General features: G+C 49.4%; 15 protein-coding genes and 1 pseudogene. 4 read left to right on the forward strand and 12 right to left on the reverse strand.

Annotated elements, in window-relative coordinates; translation table 11 throughout:
* Window positions 1–27: 27 nt before the first annotated feature.
* A complete protein-coding gene (locus tag FFI61_RS03345; RefSeq protein ID WP_200369264.1) occupies window positions 28–930 on the forward strand; it encodes a LysR family transcriptional regulator in 903 nt (300 codons plus the stop codon).
* A 232-nt stretch (window positions 931–1,162) separates the two neighbouring features.
* On the opposite strand, the gene umuC is transcribed toward FFI61_RS03345, so the two are convergent.
* The 6 genes from umuC to FFI61_RS03375 all read right to left on the reverse strand — a co-directional run bounded on the left by umuC (window position 1,163) and on the right by FFI61_RS03375 (window position 5,764).
* Entirely contained in the window at window positions 1,163–2,449 is a 1,287-nt protein-coding gene (gene umuC, locus FFI61_RS03350; protein ID WP_200369265.1) for a translesion error-prone DNA polymerase V subunit UmuC, read from the reverse strand.
* On the reverse strand, window positions 2,446–3,195 hold the full coding sequence (locus tag FFI61_RS03355) for a CLCA_X family protein (RefSeq protein WP_200369266.1): 750 nt from the start codon (window positions 3,193–3,195) through the stop codon (window positions 2,446–2,448). The genes umuC and FFI61_RS03355 overlap by 4 nt, the downstream gene beginning before the upstream one ends.
* Complete coding sequence (locus tag FFI61_RS03360; RefSeq protein WP_200369267.1) at window positions 3,192–3,635, reverse strand: LexA family protein; 444 nt, start codon at window positions 3,633–3,635, stop codon at window positions 3,192–3,194. Before FFI61_RS03360 ends, FFI61_RS03355 begins: the two co-directional genes overlap by 4 nt.
* 135 nt (window positions 3,636–3,770) lie before the next feature.
* Window positions 3,771–4,130 carry a hypothetical protein gene (locus tag FFI61_RS03365; protein WP_227714571.1) on the reverse strand — a complete coding sequence of 120 codons (360 nt, stop codon included), beginning with the start codon at window positions 4,128–4,130 and terminating at the stop codon, window positions 3,771–3,773.
* On the reverse strand, window positions 4,117–4,521 hold the full coding sequence (locus tag FFI61_RS03370) for a hypothetical protein (protein WP_200369268.1): 405 nt from the start codon (window positions 4,519–4,521) through the stop codon (window positions 4,117–4,119). The genes FFI61_RS03365 and FFI61_RS03370 overlap by 14 nt, the downstream gene beginning before the upstream one ends.
* 88 nt (window positions 4,522–4,609) lie before the next feature.
* Window positions 4,610–5,764: a PcfJ domain-containing protein gene (locus FFI61_RS03375; protein ID WP_200369269.1), complete on the reverse strand. Its 1,155-nt coding sequence runs from the start codon at window positions 5,762–5,764 to the stop codon at window positions 4,610–4,612.
* A gap of 132 nt (window positions 5,765–5,896) precedes the next feature.
* Here FFI61_RS03375 and FFI61_RS03380 point away from each other — a divergent pair, with 132 nt between their 5' ends.
* The 3 genes from FFI61_RS03380 to FFI61_RS03390 all read left to right on the forward strand — a co-directional run bounded on the left by FFI61_RS03380 (window position 5,897) and on the right by FFI61_RS03390 (window position 8,186).
* Complete coding sequence (locus FFI61_RS03380) at window positions 5,897–6,151, forward strand: hypothetical protein (protein ID WP_200369270.1); 255 nt, start codon at window positions 5,897–5,899, stop codon at window positions 6,149–6,151.
* Between the two features lie 436 nt (window positions 6,152–6,587).
* Window positions 6,588–7,211: a hypothetical protein gene (locus tag FFI61_RS03385; RefSeq protein WP_200369271.1), complete on the forward strand. Its 624-nt coding sequence runs from the start codon at window positions 6,588–6,590 to the stop codon at window positions 7,209–7,211.
* Window positions 7,212–7,256: 45 nt separating this feature from the next.
* Complete coding sequence (locus FFI61_RS03390) at window positions 7,257–8,186, forward strand: metallophosphoesterase (RefSeq protein ID WP_200369272.1); 930 nt, start codon at window positions 7,257–7,259, stop codon at window positions 8,184–8,186.
* Window positions 8,187–8,591: 405 nt separating this feature from the next.
* Here the strand turns inward: FFI61_RS03390 and FFI61_RS03395 are convergent, their stop codons facing one another.
* From FFI61_RS03395 to FFI61_RS03420, 6 genes and pseudogenes are all read right to left on the reverse strand, one after another.
* On the reverse strand, window positions 8,592–8,927 hold the full coding sequence (locus tag FFI61_RS03395; protein WP_200369273.1) for a hypothetical protein: 336 nt from the start codon (window positions 8,925–8,927) through the stop codon (window positions 8,592–8,594).
* Between the two features lie 9 nt (window positions 8,928–8,936).
* Window positions 8,937–10,271, reverse strand: a complete 1,335-nt coding sequence (locus FFI61_RS03400; RefSeq protein WP_200369274.1) for a PD-(D/E)XK nuclease family protein — start codon at window positions 10,269–10,271, stop codon at window positions 8,937–8,939.
* Window positions 10,272–10,317: 46 nt separating this feature from the next.
* The gene (locus FFI61_RS03405; protein WP_200369275.1) at window positions 10,318–13,416 is read right to left on the reverse strand and encodes a type I restriction endonuclease subunit R; all 3,099 of its coding nucleotides are present in this window, start codon (window positions 13,414–13,416) and stop codon (window positions 10,318–10,320) included.
* Window positions 13,417–13,477: 61 nt separating this feature from the next.
* Window positions 13,478–14,734 carry a restriction endonuclease subunit S gene (locus FFI61_RS03410; protein ID WP_200369276.1) on the reverse strand — a complete coding sequence of 419 codons (1,257 nt, stop codon included), beginning with the start codon at window positions 14,732–14,734 and terminating at the stop codon, window positions 13,478–13,480.
* A complete protein-coding gene (locus FFI61_RS03415; RefSeq protein WP_200369277.1) occupies window positions 14,731–16,296 on the reverse strand; it encodes a type I restriction-modification system subunit M in 1,566 nt (521 codons plus the stop codon). The genes FFI61_RS03410 and FFI61_RS03415 overlap by 4 nt, the downstream gene beginning before the upstream one ends.
* A 66-nt stretch (window positions 16,297–16,362) precedes the next feature.
* Window positions 16,363–16,570: pseudogene (locus tag FFI61_RS03420) on the reverse strand (helix-turn-helix domain-containing protein).
* Between the last annotated feature and the right edge of the window lie 399 nt (window positions 16,571–16,969).

A 16,969-nucleotide genomic window follows, 5' to 3' on the forward strand; every position in this document is an offset into this window, starting at 1 on the left:
CAGAATTCGTAAAATGGATATAAAGCCGTGGACACCGAAGGAATCAAGCTGTTTGTACTGGCCGCAGATATGCTGAACATTAGTGCCGCTGGTCGGGAGCTGGGCATGCCGCCGGCGGTAGCCAGTGCGCGGCTGGCCAAGCTAGAGAAGGCTGTCGGAGCGGATCTTCTGCGGCGTTCAACGCGGAAAGTGGCGCTCTCCACCGAAGGTGCGGAGTTTTTGCCGTTCGCGAGGGAAATTCTGGCTCAAGAGAGTGCCGCACTGGCGGCAATGGGCTTTGGTGCTGAAAATGTGGCAGGGACGCTGCGATTCACCGCGTCCAGCACGTTTGCACAACAATACATTGTGCCTTTGGTACCAGAGTTTCTGGAGCGGTATCCGGGGATTAATCTGGACCTGCGGTTATCCGATATGGAACTGGATCTGATTCAGGGTAGTTTCGATCTGGCGCTGAGGGACTCGGTGTTACCAGACAGCAACTTGAAAGCGAGGAAGCTGGCGGACGATCGGCGGGTTTTCTGCGCCGCTCCGGAGTATCTGGCGAAATGGGGCACGCCCGAGCATCCCAGCGATCTGTACGCCCATCAACTGATGGCCTTCAAGTCCCAAACTCTGATCAAGCTCACTGGTCCGAATGGCGAACAAGCTCAGTTCAATCCGCGCATGCCGGGCAGTCGGCTAATTATGGATGACGGTTTGAGCTACAAAATAGCAACCATGAACGGGGCGGGGATTGCCATCCATTCTCGGTGGAGTGTTCACAGTGAATTGGCAGCCGGCCATTTGGTACAGGTGCTTCCAGACTACCAAATGGATGTAGAACCGGCGCTCTGGCTGGTTTATCCGAAATCCAATGTGCTGACCCCGAAGGTTCGGGTATTCATCGATTTTTTAGTGGACCGGATAGGCAAGGAACCGCCTTGGCTCTGAACAGAGCCTTTCAAGCGCAAGTTTGAATGTTCGCTTTGCGACCTTTGCGAACACCGTAAAAGACTCTACTCAAAACCTCGTTTGTGATGGCAATGTTACTACCTAAGCTAGTTTCCAAAAACCATTGAACCACTGCAGTATGTACTCGCTCAGCTTGTAGCCGTATAGCATGTAATAAATCTTACATGCTATGTAGCGTGTAAATTATATTGACGACCTTGGCATTAGCTCATCACCACACGACTGGCAACTCACCCCAGGCTGTCGTATACGCCGGCGACAAATGCCCCCTGCGCATTGCATAGACTGCCGGCCCGGCTTCTCTTGCCATGTACACCTTGGCGCGTGTTTTTCGATTAATCTCATCCATCACAGACATCAGGCGTTCCGATCGGCCACTCTCTGAGGGGTTTATGGCGGCGGTTTCGAACAAGTCGTCTTGCACGCCACTTGCATCCGTTAACTCGCCGAGCATCACGCCAGATTTCGAATATTCGTAGCCGTCACGGTAGATAGAGCGAAGCAGGTTCAGGGCGTGTTGCACGATTACCCTGGAATCTTGGGAGGCCTTAACCAGTCGAACACTGGCACTTTGAGAGTACTGCGGAACCGTTGTTTTGAATGGGTTTGTACGAATGAACACCATTAGCTCGCCAGCATACTGGCCACCACCTCTGAGCTTTTCAGTCGCTCTCGCTGCAAAGTGCGTTACGGCCTCTTCCAGATTCGCGAGGGAATGTATGGGCTGCCCAAAAGACCGGGAGCACATAATCTGCTTTTTCGGTGGGGGAGCATCTTCCCAAGGTAGGCAGGGCACACCGTTTAACTCTCGTGCTGTACGTTCCAGGACAACAGAGAATCGTTGTCTTAGCGTGCTCAAGTCTGCATCGGCCAGCTGTATCGCTGTAACAATGTTCATGGCCTGAAGCTTCTCCGAGATTTTTCGCCCCACGCCCCAGATCTCCCCAACGGGCACTCGAGCTAAAAGCCTTCTTTGTCTTGCTGGATCAGACAGGTCGACCACGCCACCGGTTGCTGGATATTTCTTGGCTGCGTAGTTGGCGAGCTTGGCAAGGGTTCGAGTAGGCGCAATGCCCACACACACCGGAAGACCCACATTCTGGTACACGGTGTCTTTTACCTGTCGACCGAAGTTCTCATAGGACATTAGGCGTTCCAAGCCAGTGAGATCTAGAAAGGCTTCGTCGATGGAGTACACATCCACCCTCGGAGCCATAGCTTCCAGCGTCATCATCACACGATGGCTCATGTCCCCGTACAAAGTGTAATTGGATGAGAATAGCTGGATACCGTGTTGCCGAATCTCCTGCTTGATGTGATGTACCGGCACCCCCATTTTAATGCCAAGCGCTTTGGCTTCCTTGGAGCGCGCCACAACACAGCCATCGTTATTGGATAGAACGACGATCGGCGTATGGCGTAAGTCTGGCCGGAACAGCTTCTCGCATGAGGCGTAGAAATTGTTGCAGTCCACCAGGGCAAAGACAGGCTGCTTCATCCGGCTTTCGCCTGTTCCCGATACAAGGCCGCACCTAGCGAAGCAAAATAGTCTTGAAACGCGTCGTTAATACGCTGGCGATGCGCGCTCCTTGGGTAAAGGCCTGCTTTAGCTTCGTCAGAGTAAACGGTACCGCGCACCAGAAACGAGTTGTTGGGTGTGCTGTCTTCGATAAACGCCTCAAAAGCCCGAGCGCAGAGCTCTTCGGGTTTTGCGTAATACAGTACCTTCAGTTGCTCGTCGGCTTCCTTGGATGCCTGAAACAGGGGGCTAGGCGCTGTTCCATCTTCGGTTAGTAAAATGGTTTTAAAGCAGTTTCTGAGTAACTCGTTTAATGGGTGTTCTTTCTGTTTGGCACCACCGAGCCAACCACTGGAGGCAAAGCCAAACTTCCCTAAACTCCGGAAGGCTCTGTTGCCCATGTAATGATCAAGCGCATGAAACCACTCATGGGCCAGGCTGCCAGCACCAGCGTTCTTGGCGAGGGCCAGTTGGCGAGTCGCGGGAATATAGTGAGCGGATACCCCCGGCCGGCCTCCAATGCCGTACTGCATGCTTAGAGATCCACGAAGGGAGATGAGGTTCTCGGGTCCCTGCAGAATTGTCATAAGATCACAAAGAGCCCGATAAAAGCGGTCAGCCGCGCGGTCTCGCTCTTCTGGCGTCACCCAGCGGCCAACTTCGATGCTTCGGAAGTCGAACCGTCGTCGTACCGTAACAAAGGAAATGGGATGAGAGGTCGTCATGAATTTCCTCCGCGCTTGAGCGATCGAACCACATTGGTAACAACACCAAACACCTCCATCACCATATCGCCTTCAATCGTAATGGGCTGGTAAGCCGGGTTTCTGGGCAAAAGACGAACCGGAGGAGGGCTGAGGTGCAGTTGTTTAACGGTCATTTCAGACTCCAGGCTGGCAATGATGATGTCGCCGTGTTGGGCTCGCAGGGAGCGGTCAACCACCAGTACATCGTTTGGGTAGATGCCGGCGTCCACCATGGATTCACCTTGTACCCGCACGAAAAAAGTAGCGGCCGGATGCTGAATACACAGCTCATTCAGATCCAGGGTTTTCTCAACGTAATCCTCGGCAGGGGATGGAAAACCCGCTGATACGCGTTCCAAGAAAAAGGGAATACCAAATTGAGAGAACGACTTATGGTCGCCTAGAAGAGTGACGGGCATATTACACCTAGATACTGTTTGCATATACAGTATTCTGGTGTGATTTCACTGTTGGGTCAATTCTTGAAACAAAAAACGAAGCCTTGGCGGGCGTGAAAGTGCCCCCAAGGCTTCGATGTTCTGATAGAACGTTTGTCACTCTGGCTGTAACTGGCGCTCTGCTTCTGCGAGTGCGATTTCCCATGTGTCGTTGGCAGTGGGCAGTCCATTCTCTTCAAGCGGGGATACTCCTTCCTTCTTCCGCTTGGTGGTCACTCGCTCAATGTATTCTTTACTCATCGGGTTGATTCCGCTGGCACGATCGCTCGCATCCGCGATGGAGTCGTAATAGTGGTCGTACTCCTCTGGGAATCGTTCTATATGGATCTTACGGGCGCGCTCGTAAATGCTGGCTTGGAGTGTTTCTTGCTGGTCTAGCTCAGCAATTTCGGCATGTGTTTTACCCGCACGAGCGTTTTGGCGTGCACGGGTTTCTTCGGTTTTATATCGATTCATCGTGCGTTCCTCTTTTGATCGTAAACAGGAAAGTCATCGCGTTGTGCTGACTCATGGTCAGAATCTCGAACGTGGCGGTATCCGCAGTCTGGTTGAGGTTGATGATTTGTAGCACCGGGTTGGAGTAACGAAGCTCCCTGAACCATTGCTGGTAGAAGTAGGCGATAGCGGCGGTTAAATCCCCGGTTCTCGTAACCAGCTCACAGCGCAGCATCGCATCGGGCGTGCACAGTTGTTCATGGATACTTGAATCGGTGGTGAACACCGGGTCGTCATGGATGAGCACGTTAAAAATCTCGTGCTGAAAACCCAAAGCAGTGGCAGCGAAATCGTAGGAGTAGGGCAGGAACCCGTGTTCAACCAGAATTTCGGAAAAGGCAGATGCAGTCAAAGTAAGTCACCTTTGATGATTGGCTTGCCTGATGTTTTCCGAAGTGAGAACAGAATCTAACAGAGGCGTGCGACAAACAGTGTCGCGATCACGGTGTTTCAACCCAGCGTCGAATGTAATCCATGGCCCGAGTCGGCGGATTGGCGTTTCGGCTCCCGCGCACCTCACTCACGATCCAGCGATTGTTCTGATAGGCCAACGAAATCGTTAGCCGTTCCGGATGAATCATGCGGTAGATGAACACCTCGCGATCGGCCACGCGCTGGTCATAACTACCAACACAGTGCCGCATGGCCACACCTTCTTCCAGCAGTTCAAGCCAAGAGGTGAGGGGCTCGATACCCTCGATGGCAGGAATAGGCGCCGCCGGATATTCGCCGTGCCGTTGTTCGAGCGCAGCAGCTTGGGCTTTCCGTTTTCCTTCAGAGCCCAAATTGTTGAACCAGCCTACCAAACGGTCGTGCAGATCTTGCAAAGCGTCACGCGATCTCACATGCCTAAGGCGTTGCACATTCCCTTCCGCCATCGTCAGCGTGTCTCGAATCATCCGGCACAGCCAGGTAATGTCCAAAGCCGATGATTGGCTATCAACCAGATACAACATTCCTGGCCAAAGCGGTTGCCGCTGGCGCCGCAGAAACCGTAGATGGTTCAAGTGCAGATTCGGGTAGTGCCGAAGCAGTTCGATAAATTCGGTGCAGCGAAGCGTTTTCACCACATCTTTCAGCTCCCAAGGAAGCAGTGGAGAAAGCTCAATACGGTTCACCAGTTTCACCAGAGACTTGCTGGCGGGTAGGTCGGCCTTTTCAAGAATGCTGGTTCGCTTCAACGCTAATAGCTCTTCGAATTCGTCAAGCGTGAGCGACTGGCCGCGGGCATAGTCTACGAGCAGGATAAATAAAAGGGGAGAGCTTTCAGCCAGTTCGCAGGCTGCGCTGGAAGCGGCACAGGCTTGGGCCAGCTCAAAATCCATCGCCGGCATCAAGCGAGTGACCTTAAGAACCGAGTCAGGAATACCATCAGACACCCGCCTTCCGGAGTCGTCTTCCAGAGTGAACAGTGGTAAGCCTGGAGCTTCCAGAAAACGCCCCTCAGCCAAAACCGAGTCATCGGTTTGACTGAACCAATGTAGCGGCCGGGATGAGTCCCAGGTTTCCACGGTGAGCTGGATGCTGTAATTGAGTACGGAGCTCAAATCGAACATGACCGTGTTGTGTGAGCGTTGCTTTTCCGAAGTGGTCATCGTGTTGTCCCCCTTACCAAATCTCACCGATTGCAGAATACAGCCGATAGTGGATTTTTATCTTATTAGATGTTCGCGACACTATCTGTCGCATGCCTGTTGCACAATACTCCTATCGAAAAGGAGGGCGCTATGACACTAAACGTCACGACAGAACAACTATCCCAAGCCCTGTTCCAAACCGACCCCGCCAATACCTGCTGTAAAGAAAACGACTGTTTTGATGAATACGACTACGTTGCGGAGGCAATCGTAGAGCGGCTGATGGAGGGCAAGAGTCTGGAAAAGGCTTTAACCGAGTGCTTCTCGGAATGGTTTTTCGGCGGAGAAAGCTTCGACACAGAACGGTTAACTCCGACTCTCAAATTACTCAGGGAGGAAAAATGATGCTGCATACCTTCAAAGTAGATGGGCTGATCTATGAACTGGCTATAAGTAGTAGCTACGCAATTCACCTAGCCATTATCGGGGGCGCTTCCCCTTCATTCCAACCAGCGTATGACCCTTTCGATTGGGAATACACCCCCTTCATAACAGCGGATATAGGCGCTTCGCGCTACCCCATTACCGTGTTGCGCACAGTGCTTCGGAGATTGGTTCATTGGGTTGGACAGACACGCCCGCCGATGTTCAGCTTCTCAGCCGAGACGGATAAACGAAAACGAATATACCGCAGGGTGGCTTCGTATCTGACTCAGCGATTCCCATATCAGGTAGTGGAGGAGGGGTCTGTTTTTTACTTTTACCGACTGAAAACGGCGCAATAGGACTGAGCCGTGTAAATCCCGCCACATGAATACCTGGAATTACTCAAGGAGGCGTAATGATCGATAACTTTAAAACCGATTTAATAGTGCGTGCCGCCGCCATCCCACCCGAAGAAATCCTTAAAGCTATGGGGTACTCAAACCCCACTTCCGCGAACGCAGAGCGATTGCAAACCGTGCTGGAAAGCCCGGATTTCGGGTTGAGCGATGGCGGTTTCGATTTCAAATTCAGCAGTGAAGGTTTTCTAAGAGCGCTGTGCACCGTGGTGGGCATGGAAATGTCCCTGGCAGACCAAAGAATCACCCGCCTGAAAAAGCAGGTTGAGGAGGAAAGGGCTGCCTTCAAACCCTACCTTTGGGTAGACACGGGCTTCAAGCGTAAAGGTCAGCCTCTTTTTGCGCTGTCGGTGTGCGAGCACCAGCGCTACCTGCATTTTAAAAAAGGTTTCTGGCGATTGACGCTCGACAAACAGCTTGGCCGTGCACAGTGTATGGTTCGGGAGCATGTATATGAAACCGGCGGAACCCTTGGAATCTGGGGTGAAATCAAGCAGTATCGGTTCTATTACAAAAAGAACGCAGCCTACTTGTTAGCCCGCAACGGTGAATTAATAGGGAAATGTGAGGGATCAGAACCCAGCAAGGCCACGGGAAACAAGGCCTTTAATCTGATTACTTAGGCAACACGCACAGCCTCGCATTAACGGATGAAGGAAGCAGTATCCATGTATGACCTGATTGGCGATATTCACGGCCACGCCAGTGAACTTAAAGCCTTGTTGACCAAAATGGACTATCGAGTAATCGATGGAGTTTGGCAGCACCCCGAACGCAAAGTGATTTTCCTGGGTGATTTTGTAGATCGCGGCCCCGAGCAGGTTGAAACTGTTCAGATTGCCCGGGGTATGGTTGAGAACGACCATGCCTTGGCGGTTATGGGTAACCACGAATTCAATGCCGTCGCCTGGGCCACGCCAGACCCGCAAAACCCCGGTGAGTACCTTCGCCCCCACATCGAAAAAAACCACAAACAACATAGAGCTTTCTTGGAGCAGGTAGGTGAGGGCAGTGAGCTACACCACAGCATGCTTGATTGGTTTAAAACGCTACCGCTGTATTTAGACCTGCCGGAGTTTCGGGTTGTGCATGCCTGCTGGCATCCGAAGTATCTGGAAATTGCCGATAAATACACGAATGCCCAGAACCAGTTATTACCAGAGGCCTGGGAAGCCAGTGCCCGAGAAGGTAGTGAAGCCTATGAGGCCATTGAAACCTTACTAAAAGGGCTGGAAATACCCCTGGAGAATGACCACTACTTTCTGGACAAGGATGGCAATAAGCGTACCGATATACGAACCAAGTGGTGGGAGACAGAAAGCCTAACCTACCGGGATTTGGCGATGGTACCTGGTTCAGAGATTGAGAAAATCCCGCATGACCCTGTAGAAGCTCATATCCTCCCTGGCTATGACGGTAAGAAACCAGTGTTTGTGGGGCATTACTGGATGAAGGGCGAGCCAGCTCCTTTGAGTGAGCATGTTGCTTGTCTGGATTACAGTGTGGCCGGAGATCGAGGTGGGAAACTTTGTGCCTACCGGTTGGGGGCAGAAGCGAAACTTCAGAAAGAGAACTTCGTATGGGTTTATCGTTGCTGATTTTCTAAGCGCTAGATAGTGGCCATCTTGAGGTTAGGTTTTCGGTGTTAAGGGTATGATGCGCTACCTGGCAGCACAGTAACTTGGCCTCTTTTGGAGCCCTTGAAGTCCAGCGAGGTGTTCCAGTTGTTGATTACACACACTTAATAGCCCATAGCTTCCCGCTAATTTGGAGAAGTTTCGCAATGGGATTTTGGCGGCAACTTATCCAGATTAATAACGTATGGGTAACAGGCATCTCCAGGAACCGCCTCTTTCAAACTTATGGAATGGGGCGTCAGCTATGCAAGTCAGATAGGTATGTGTAGCGCTTGGAAAGTGCTCCAGGGCGGTTATGTCGTTGTCTTGGAGATGTACCCTTGCCGATTTGCTATGCAGGTCCATCAAGGTTCCATCAGTACAAGCTTACACGGCCCGCAGTTCTTCAAACTCGCTTTTGGGCAACCACTCGATTGTAATGTCGTTCCCGCGTATTTTTACAACACCCTGACTAGCGTATGGTTTATCGTACTTGGCGCGATAAATCAGCAAGGTATCCAGCAACTCCATCAAATGCGTTTTGAAGCCGGAGTTTTTCAAGACATCATGATCGGCTTCCTCGAACAGCCAACGAGCATGATCAAGACGGTTATCATCGGAGTCACTCAGAAAAAACACCTGCCCCTCAGCGCTGCTCCCTGTCAGGTACTGTTCTGCGAGTTGGTTGAGTCGGGCTTGGTCAAAATTGGCGTCATAGCTCATGTTTTTTCCTTATGATGCAGTTGTGCCATCAGCACAATCCAAGGTAGTTAAAAGTTGGTTCAGAGTGTGTCGTTGTGGACTATTAGAAAAATCGGCAAGGTGAATGATGCCCTGATACTCAAGGGGCTCAGCGTATGTCAGAACCCGAGGGAACACATGCTTTGCTAATTTCGTTGGCTTTGAAAGTGTTAGCGCTGGCAGCAGGTTATCTAAAGAACGCTCAGCTGTCTCTGTTAGCAAGCAGCCCACGTGCAGCATTTTACTTCCGTAAAACAGCATAAGAACTGCTTGTGTGGCGTATGGCCCGGCCTCCAAGCGATAGAACGCGCCCCGATTGCGTGTACCGTTACCCGGTCGGAAAAAGTTGAATCTGGGCGTGTACAGAAGGCTGGCAGTATTATTTTGATAAGCGTTATGGACGAAGGGATTCAGCAACTCAGCGTTTTCCGAGCCGATTCTGGTCATTGCACCTTTGCTAACTAACGGCTCGAGGAAGGCCTCCAGCTTGCTGGTTAATGCTTGTTCAAGCCAACTGGCGTGTATGCTTGGTAGTTCTTTGGTCAGCTGTAGTGCTTGCTCATGGTGTCGTTTTCCTTGGGCAATACCCTCATCGAGAACGTCTTTCAGGGTTTTCACTTTGCTCACATACTCCTTTGTCGCTCGTTCTACTACAGCCTGATAATCCTGCAACGCCCACGCGATATTAGATTGTCGCTCCACCGCTTGAGTGCATGAATCCAGCCAAGCATGAATACTGTTTTGCTGGGTGTGTCTTCGGTAGCTGAGATTTTGATAGTGAGCGACTGGCTGCCTGTTGGCGTTGAGCAAACGCCTAGTCTGCTGGCAAACCATCAGGTCACCCAAACCGAAATCGGAAGGGCTCTGTCGGTTTTTGGTCAGATAGATAAACAGGGTGTCGTCTGCCTGTTCGGGGTTCGTGGCACCAACAGCCTTAAGATAGCGCGCTACCTGCCGTTTTTGATCTTGGGCGCTGAGTTTGTTTTCGATAACAATCTGACGTTTGCCGTCAGTTATCCACAGATCAATCTGGTCTTGTTGACCATCCGGGCAATGTTCTTTCAACACAGTTACGGAGGAAAAATCTAACAACCAGTCCTGCCGCCCGATTGCTTCCAAAAAGAGTTCAAGAAATCGCGTTCCCTGATAATGTTTTCCCTTTGGGTTCAACAATGAATAAATAAACCGGGTATGCAGCCGAACTTCGTCATTTACCGACAGAACTGAGCTAAGCAGATTGAAATCATTCAATCCCTGTTGTTTTTGTGCTGCTTGATCGCCTTCAAACCTATCCAGCGCAGCGAAGAGCTCTTTCCATGAATCCATGGTGCGCCTTACGCTTCTTTAACGTCCGGTTTTAGTTGGTCTTTTATCAAACCTTACCCCCCACGCCTTTAAATTTTTCAACAAAGCTAGCAATCTTTTCAAATACACTTTGTTTTTTGGTTAAGTACTGCGGGTTAAGCGGGCTCATCTTGGGTAAAATGGAGTTTAATTCGGTACCAGCGTCGCTGGCGTACTCACGTTTCAGTGATACGCTGATGTAGCGTCTGGCTTGTTCCGCGTTCAAACTCTCTTCGTTAATCAAGGCTTCGGCTTCACGTTGCTGTTCTGCTTGGGCAAATTCGAAGAAAGCTTCAATTACACTGGCCTTGTCGCCAATATCATCCAGATTGGTTTTGTTAATGAAATCGACCACCAGGCTTTCTTTGGCACGGTTACCTAGGCTAGCGCGAATCACGCGGCGCACTTCATCCACCAAGTCTTCTTTATTCTTGTGTTTTTTGTTGTGCTCGAAAATCAGCTCCAGAATGTAATCGAGGTTAATCTCCTGCGATTTCAGCAGGTCGACCTCAAACACCACATCATCCCAGTCTATATTTGACTGGTCCTTCGCGTCGGCGGCTTTCTGGCGACGCTGCCAGTCGCGAATGTCGTTGTAGGTTGAGCGGTAGTCCTGCACTTTGCGCTCGGCAGGCAGGCGTATGGTTTGTAGCTCTGCTAGCTTTTCATCGTCTAAATAGTGCTCGGTTTTAAAGGCTTCAACCGCTTCAGGGTCGCTCATGTCCACATTTTGCAGCGCCTTCAAGCTGGCGAATTCATCGTAGTTTTGCAGAATGTTCTCAACGCGCAAATACTCACCAAACAGCTTGGCAAAGTCTTTTTTGTCGCTTTCTTTTTCAATGGCAGACGGGTCTGGAAACTTCTGCTCTAGTTCATTCACCACAGCCATAAAACCACGTCGTGCTTCACCGCTAACAATATCCGTAAAGCCTTCCATGTATTCTTTATAACTTTTTTCCAGCACCACGTTTTTGGTGTTTTTGTCACCAAACAGGGTAATGGCATCAATGGTGGCCTTTTCTAGGTCACGGAAGGTGACGATATTGCCAAAGGTTTTAGTGGCATCATAAATACGATTAGTACGTGAAAAGGCCTGCATCAAGCCGTGGTACCGCAAGTTTTTGTCCACAAACAAGGTATTGAGTGTGGGCGCATCAAAGCCAGTAAGGAACATGCCCACCACAATCAGCAGGTCAACTTCCTGCGATTTAACCCGTTTGGCCAAATCGCGGTAGTAGTTTTGAAAGCCGTTGCTATCCACACTAAAGCTGGTTTTAAAGAAAGCGTTGTAGTCACCAATCGCCGCACTCAAAAACTCTTTGGCACTGCTGTTCATGGCCGACACCTCAAAGCTTTCGTCGGCAATGTCGCCAATGGCGTCTTGCTCTTCGTTGGCAGCAAACGAGAATATCGTGGCAATCCGCAAAGGCTTTTCAGCGTCTTTTTGCAGTTGGTTGAGTGTTTCGTAGTACAGCTTGGCGGCATCCACACTGCTCACAGCAAACATGGCATTAAAGCCTTGATTATTGCTTTGCAGGCGGTGGGTTTTTTGGCGAAAGGTTTTAAGAACATAGTCCGATATTTCGCGAATCCGCTCAGGATGCAATAAGGCTTGTTTGTTCTCTAGCGCGCTGAGCTTGGCTTCATCTTGCTCCGTTTCCACCGCTTTAAACTGAGGGCGCACATCGTTGTAATCCACCTTAAACTTCAGCACCTTTTCGTCACGAATCGCGTCGGTAATCACATAAGAGTGCAATTCCCGGCCAAACACGCTGGCGGTGGTTTCTGCCCCCAAAGCGTTTTGTGGGAAAATCGGCGTGCCGGTAAAACCAAACTGGTAATAGCGTTTAAATTTCTTTTGCAGGTTTTTCTGCGCCTCACCAAACTGGCTGCGATGGCATTCATCAAAAATAAACACCACCTGCTTATTATAAATGGGCAGGCTCGCCTCGCCCTTAATCAAGTTATTCAGCTTCTGAATGGTGGTGACGACAATCTTGTTATCGTCTTTATCCAGGTTGCGCCTGAGACCAGCGGTGCTGTCAGAACCATTCACGCTGTCGGGTGAGAAACGTTGGTACTCCTTCATGGTCTGATAGTCGAGGTCTTTACGGTCGACCACAAAAAACACCTTGTCGATAAATTCCAGCTCGGTAGCCAAACGCGCCGCTTTAAAGCTGGTCAGGGTTTTGCCTGAGCCTGTGGTGTGCCATATATACCCACCACCGTCTGTGGTGCTCCACTTTTTGCTTTCAAAGGCGCTGTTAATCTTCCACAAAATACGTTCGGTGGCAGCAATCTGGTAGGGGCGCATCACCAGCAGGGTACCGCTCACGTCAAACACCGAGTAATGCAGCAACACGTTCAGCAAGGTGTTCTTTTGAAAGAAGGTCGCGGTAAAATCTTTAAGGTCTTTTATCAGGCTGTTGTTGGCCTTGGCCCAGTGCATGCTGAAATCAAAGCTGTTTTTATTGCGCTTCGTGGTGTTGGCAAAATAACGCGTATCGGTGCCGTTAGAAATCACAAACAACTGCAAAAATTTATACAAAGAATTGTCGCTGTTAAAACTCTCTTTGCTGTAGCGGTGTACTTGGTTAAAGGCCTCACGAATGGCTACACCACGTTTTTTAAGCTCAATATGCACCAGCGGCAAACCATTCACTAGGATGGTCACATCGTAGCGGTTAGCGTGGCTGCCAGTTTGCTCAAACTGCTTAATCACCTGCAACTTGTTGCGGGTGATGTTGCTTTTATCGACTAGGTAAATATTTTGAATACGGCCATCGTCAAAAACAAAATCCAGAATATAGTCGTCGTGAATTTTGCGTGTTTTATCCGTGATGCTATCGCTAGGTTTATCGAGGTAAGTTTCAACAAAGCGCGCCCACTCACTTTCTGAGAAGTTCACCTTGTTCAATGCTTGCAACTGCACTCGCACATTGGCCAGCATGGCTTGTGGGTTGTTTAAAGCCGGCAGGTATTCATAGCCTTGGTTGACCAAATCCCGAACCAGCTCGCGCTCCAAATCGTCTTCGCTTTGGTAGCTTTCGGCCACTTGATGTTGTTTGGTGTATTTATCTAATACAATAAAATTGTTCGATTCGGCGATGGCTTTGTATTCAGTCACGCTTATTCATCCTGTTTGTTATCGAGTTGCGTCTGTGCTTTGTTATTCCATGCTGGCCGATTCAAGCCACCTTTTGCGCATCGGGCTTAGGGAAGCTCAGCAGCAAGTCGCGGTAGTATTCATACTGCTGTTGGCGCAGCTCGATTTCGCGGGGTAAGCCTTCGGTGATGGAATTGGTTAGCGTGTCGAATTTATCGAGGATAGATACGATACGGGCTTGCTCTTCTTTACTAGGAACAGGAACTAGGTACTCTAAAATTCTTGGCTTGCTGCCTCGTGGCATTTTCGCACCTTTGGCATGCTGCATGTTGTACTCAAAAAAATTATCATCAGCCAGTACCTGATATAAATATCTTGGTATAACTGCTGAGTCTGTAAGGTGCACTACTAAAACATCACCATTTGTTCCACCGTCACGATCAGCATGCCATATCTTCTTTAGGTAGGGTCGAATATTGCCAATTAAAATGTCGTTATAGCTATAACCAGTTGAGTTACCTTCAGTTGGCACATGGTCAGAATCTGTCTTTCCTGCCCGATTTTGTAGAAGGTTATTTACACCGACATAGTTAGATTTATCCAACACCTCATAGCTAACGCGTTTGTTTGAATATTCAGCAATCTCACCCAACATCTTCCACTCCACTTCGTCTTCGTCAAAACTCAGCAACTGGTCGCGGTAGTGGTTGTATTGTTGTTGACGTAGGTTAAGCTCGGCGGTCAGCTCGGCGGTCAGCTCGGCGGTCATGGCGGTAAATGCGTCTAAAATACGGACGATCTCGGCCTGTATCTCCAGCGATTTTTTAGGGTTGTCTGGACAGGGAATGGGGATCAGTAATTTTTCTTTCAAATTATTTGAGCTCAAGTTAGGTTGAGCGCCACCACCGGCTAGCACATAGAGAAATGAAGATTTAGTAAGTAAGAAGTGGTATAAGTAACGATTATTGAGAATGTCTTTTCTCGGCTCAAACTTACCAACACGCTGATTGAGATACGCTGTTTGGTCGGCATCATAATAACCAATCTTTCCAGTTGTCGCGCCGGACATAGCAATCAAAACATCGCCTTTAACAATCGAGTAGTTTAAAGGATTTCCACTTGTGTAATCAGCAGGATTGAAGTATTTCACGTCAGATAAACATACATTTCTGCCGTCTACATTCGTGATACGAATAATAGGTAAACCTTCTTCCTTAAATAAGCTACTTTTGAATGCAAATCCGTTTTTAAAGTCACAAACATCTCCCAGTGACCTCCATTCGACCTCAACCCCATCTAGTAGCTGTTCTAAAAAGCGCGATACGTTTGGCTGGCTCATGCTTCACCTCCTGCCATCTCTGCACCCTCTATCTCAGAGACAATGGCATCAATCTCAGTGCGCAGTTGGGTGATCTTAGCCACGGTGGTTTCAAGCTCGGCATTCAGCACTTTGATGTCGATTTTCTCGCGGGTGTCTTCGGCTTCTACATAGCTGGATACCGACAGGTTGTAGTCGTTGTCAGCAATGGTTTCAACCAGTACCGTTTGAGCAAAGTGGTCGATGTTTTCTTTGCTATCAAACACCGCCAAAATTTTATCGATGTGCTCATCGGTGAGGGTGTTGGTGTTGGTTTCTTTTTTAAACAGTAGGCTTGCATCAATAAACTGAATATTGGTGTCGGCTTTGTTTTTTGCCAGCACCAAAATAGTCACGGCAATGGTGGTGCCAAAAAACAGGTTGGGCGCTAGTGAAATCACGGTTTCAACGTAGTTGTTATCGACCAAGTATTGGCGGATTTTCTTCTCTGCACCGCCGCGGTAAAAAATACCCGGAAAGCACACAATCGCCGCACGGCCCTTGCTGGAAAGATAATTAAGCGCATGCAGCACAAAGGCAAAGTCGGCCTTAGATTTAGGCGCTAAAACACCGGCAGGGGCAAAACGTTCATCGTTAATTAAGGTTGGGTCGTCGCTGCCAATCCATTTAACCGAGTAAGGCGGGTTAGAGACAATGGCATCAAAGGGTTTTTCATCACCAAAGTGAGGATTGGTTAGCGTATCTCCCAGCTTAATATCAAATTTGTCGTAGTTGATGTTGTGCAAAAACATGTTCATGCGGGCTAGGTTGAAAGTGGTGTGGTTGATTTCCTGACCAAAGTAGCCTTCTTCAATGTTATGCGCATTCATGTGCTTTCTGGCTTGCATCAGCAATGAGCCTGAGCCACAGGCGGGGTCGTACACTTTATTCACGCTGCTTTGCCCGTGAATGGCCAGCTGGCCAATCAGCTTGGATACATGCTGCGGGGTAAAAAACTCACCGCCCGATTTACCGGCGTTGGCGGCGTAGTTAGAGATTAAAAACTCGTATGCATCGCCGAACAGGTCTATTTGGTTATCTTCAAAGCTGCCAAACTCTAACCCTGCCACTCCCTTTAATACATGAGCTAAGCGGGTGTTTTTGTCTTTAACCGTGTTACCTAAACGGTTGCTGGTGGTGTCGAAATCGGCAAACAGGCCTTTAATATCGCCCTCTGAGGGGTAACCGCTGGCCGAGGCTTCAATAGCCGAAAAAATAGCAGCCAAATCGGTGTTTAGGCTTTCGTTGGTGTTAGCGGTTTTTGCCACATTGGAAAATAACTGGCTGGGGTAAATAAAGTAGCCTTTGGTTTTCACCGCATCGACTTTAATCTCGGGGTTGATGACGCTATCTGGCAACTCGGCGTAGTTCACGCTGTCGTCACCGGCTTCGATATAGGCGCAGAAGTTTTCACTGATAAAACGATAAAACAGCGTGCCCAGTACGTACTGCTTAAAATCCCAACCATCTACCGAGCCTCGCACATCGTTGGCAATGGCCCATATTTGGCGTTGTAAGGCGGCGCGTTGTTGAGTACTGGTCATGCGTGTTTCCTATTTCATTCATTCAACGAGTGTAAGGGCGGCCAATGAACAGCTTTTAGGCCACCGCTATGTTTTTTCTTGGGTCAGTTCCAACAGGCCACCTACCTGGCATTCAAGCAACTGGCATAAGGTTTCAGGAGCGTACAAATCCACTTTGGCGCCGTTTCTTTGAAAGTAGAGTGATAGTGGCGCGGCTTAGCCCGGTTGCTCTGGCAACATCGGCTATGCGCATCTTGCGCTCTACCATCATGCGGGCGAGATGGCAGCGGATCATGATTGTGTCTCTTGATTTTGGCATTGCAAATAAATTTAAAGCATACCAAAAATCTATTATTTGCCTATTGTTTTGCAAGCTAAAATACGCGATTAAGTAGGGTATGGCCATGCTGTTTTTAAGCGAGTGCTTGGCTATAGCAGCTTTCAACATGACCACCACAAAAACCGCACAGCAGCCGAGAGTGCCACGATGCCTCGAACCACTAGGGGTAGCGAGTTCCTTTCATCACGGTACCCACCCATATCTACAAAGTCATGCACGCAGAGCAGCGCGATGGATAGGCAAAGAGGTACTGGAACTATCAAGAACACGAAAATCAATAAGCTTTCCTTGGGCGCAGTTTGCCAGGTACGCGCCTTTCGATGACTGCTAATCTCACTGTTTGGTGCACTATAC

Origin of the sequence: Marinobacter sp. DY40_1A1, assembly GCF_016597815.1 — a bacterium.
GTDB lineage: Bacteria > Pseudomonadota > Gammaproteobacteria > Pseudomonadales > Oleiphilaceae > Marinobacter > Marinobacter xiaoshiensis.

Bases quoted from the DNA above. Each gene is read 5' to 3' on its own strand.
- FFI61_RS03375 (WP_200369269.1), bottom strand. From the start codon at position 5,764: ATGACCACTTCGGAAAAGCAACGCTCACACAACACGGTCATGTTCGAT.
- FFI61_RS03380 (WP_200369270.1), top strand. From the start codon at position 5,897: ATGACACTAAACGTCACGACAGAACAACTATCCCAAGCCCTGTTCCAA.
- FFI61_RS03365 (WP_227714571.1), bottom strand. From the start codon at position 4,130: ATGAATCGATATAAAACCGAAGAAACCCGTGCACGCCAAAACGCTCGT.
- FFI61_RS03415 (WP_200369277.1), bottom strand. From the start codon at position 16,296: ATGACCAGTACTCAACAACGCGCCGCCTTACAACGCCAAATATGGGCC.
- FFI61_RS03355 (WP_200369266.1), bottom strand. From the start codon at position 3,195: ATGACGACCTCTCATCCCATTTCCTTTGTTACGGTACGACGACGGTTC.
- umuC (WP_200369265.1), bottom strand. From the start codon at position 2,449: ATGAAGCAGCCTGTCTTTGCCCTGGTGGACTGCAACAATTTCTACGCC.
- FFI61_RS03390 (WP_200369272.1), top strand. From the start codon at position 7,257: ATGTATGACCTGATTGGCGATATTCACGGCCACGCCAGTGAACTTAAA.
- FFI61_RS03360 (WP_200369267.1), bottom strand. From the start codon at position 3,635: ATGCCCGTCACTCTTCTAGGCGACCATAAGTCGTTCTCTCAATTTGGT.
- FFI61_RS03395 (WP_200369273.1), bottom strand. From the start codon at position 8,927: ATGAGCTATGACGCCAATTTTGACCAAGCCCGACTCAACCAACTCGCA.
- FFI61_RS03410 (WP_200369276.1), bottom strand. From the start codon at position 14,734: ATGAGCCAGCCAAACGTATCGCGCTTTTTAGAACAGCTACTAGATGGG.
- FFI61_RS03385 (WP_200369271.1), top strand. From the start codon at position 6,588: ATGATCGATAACTTTAAAACCGATTTAATAGTGCGTGCCGCCGCCATC.
- FFI61_RS03400 (WP_200369274.1), bottom strand. From the start codon at position 10,271: ATGGATTCATGGAAAGAGCTCTTCGCTGCGCTGGATAGGTTTGAAGGC.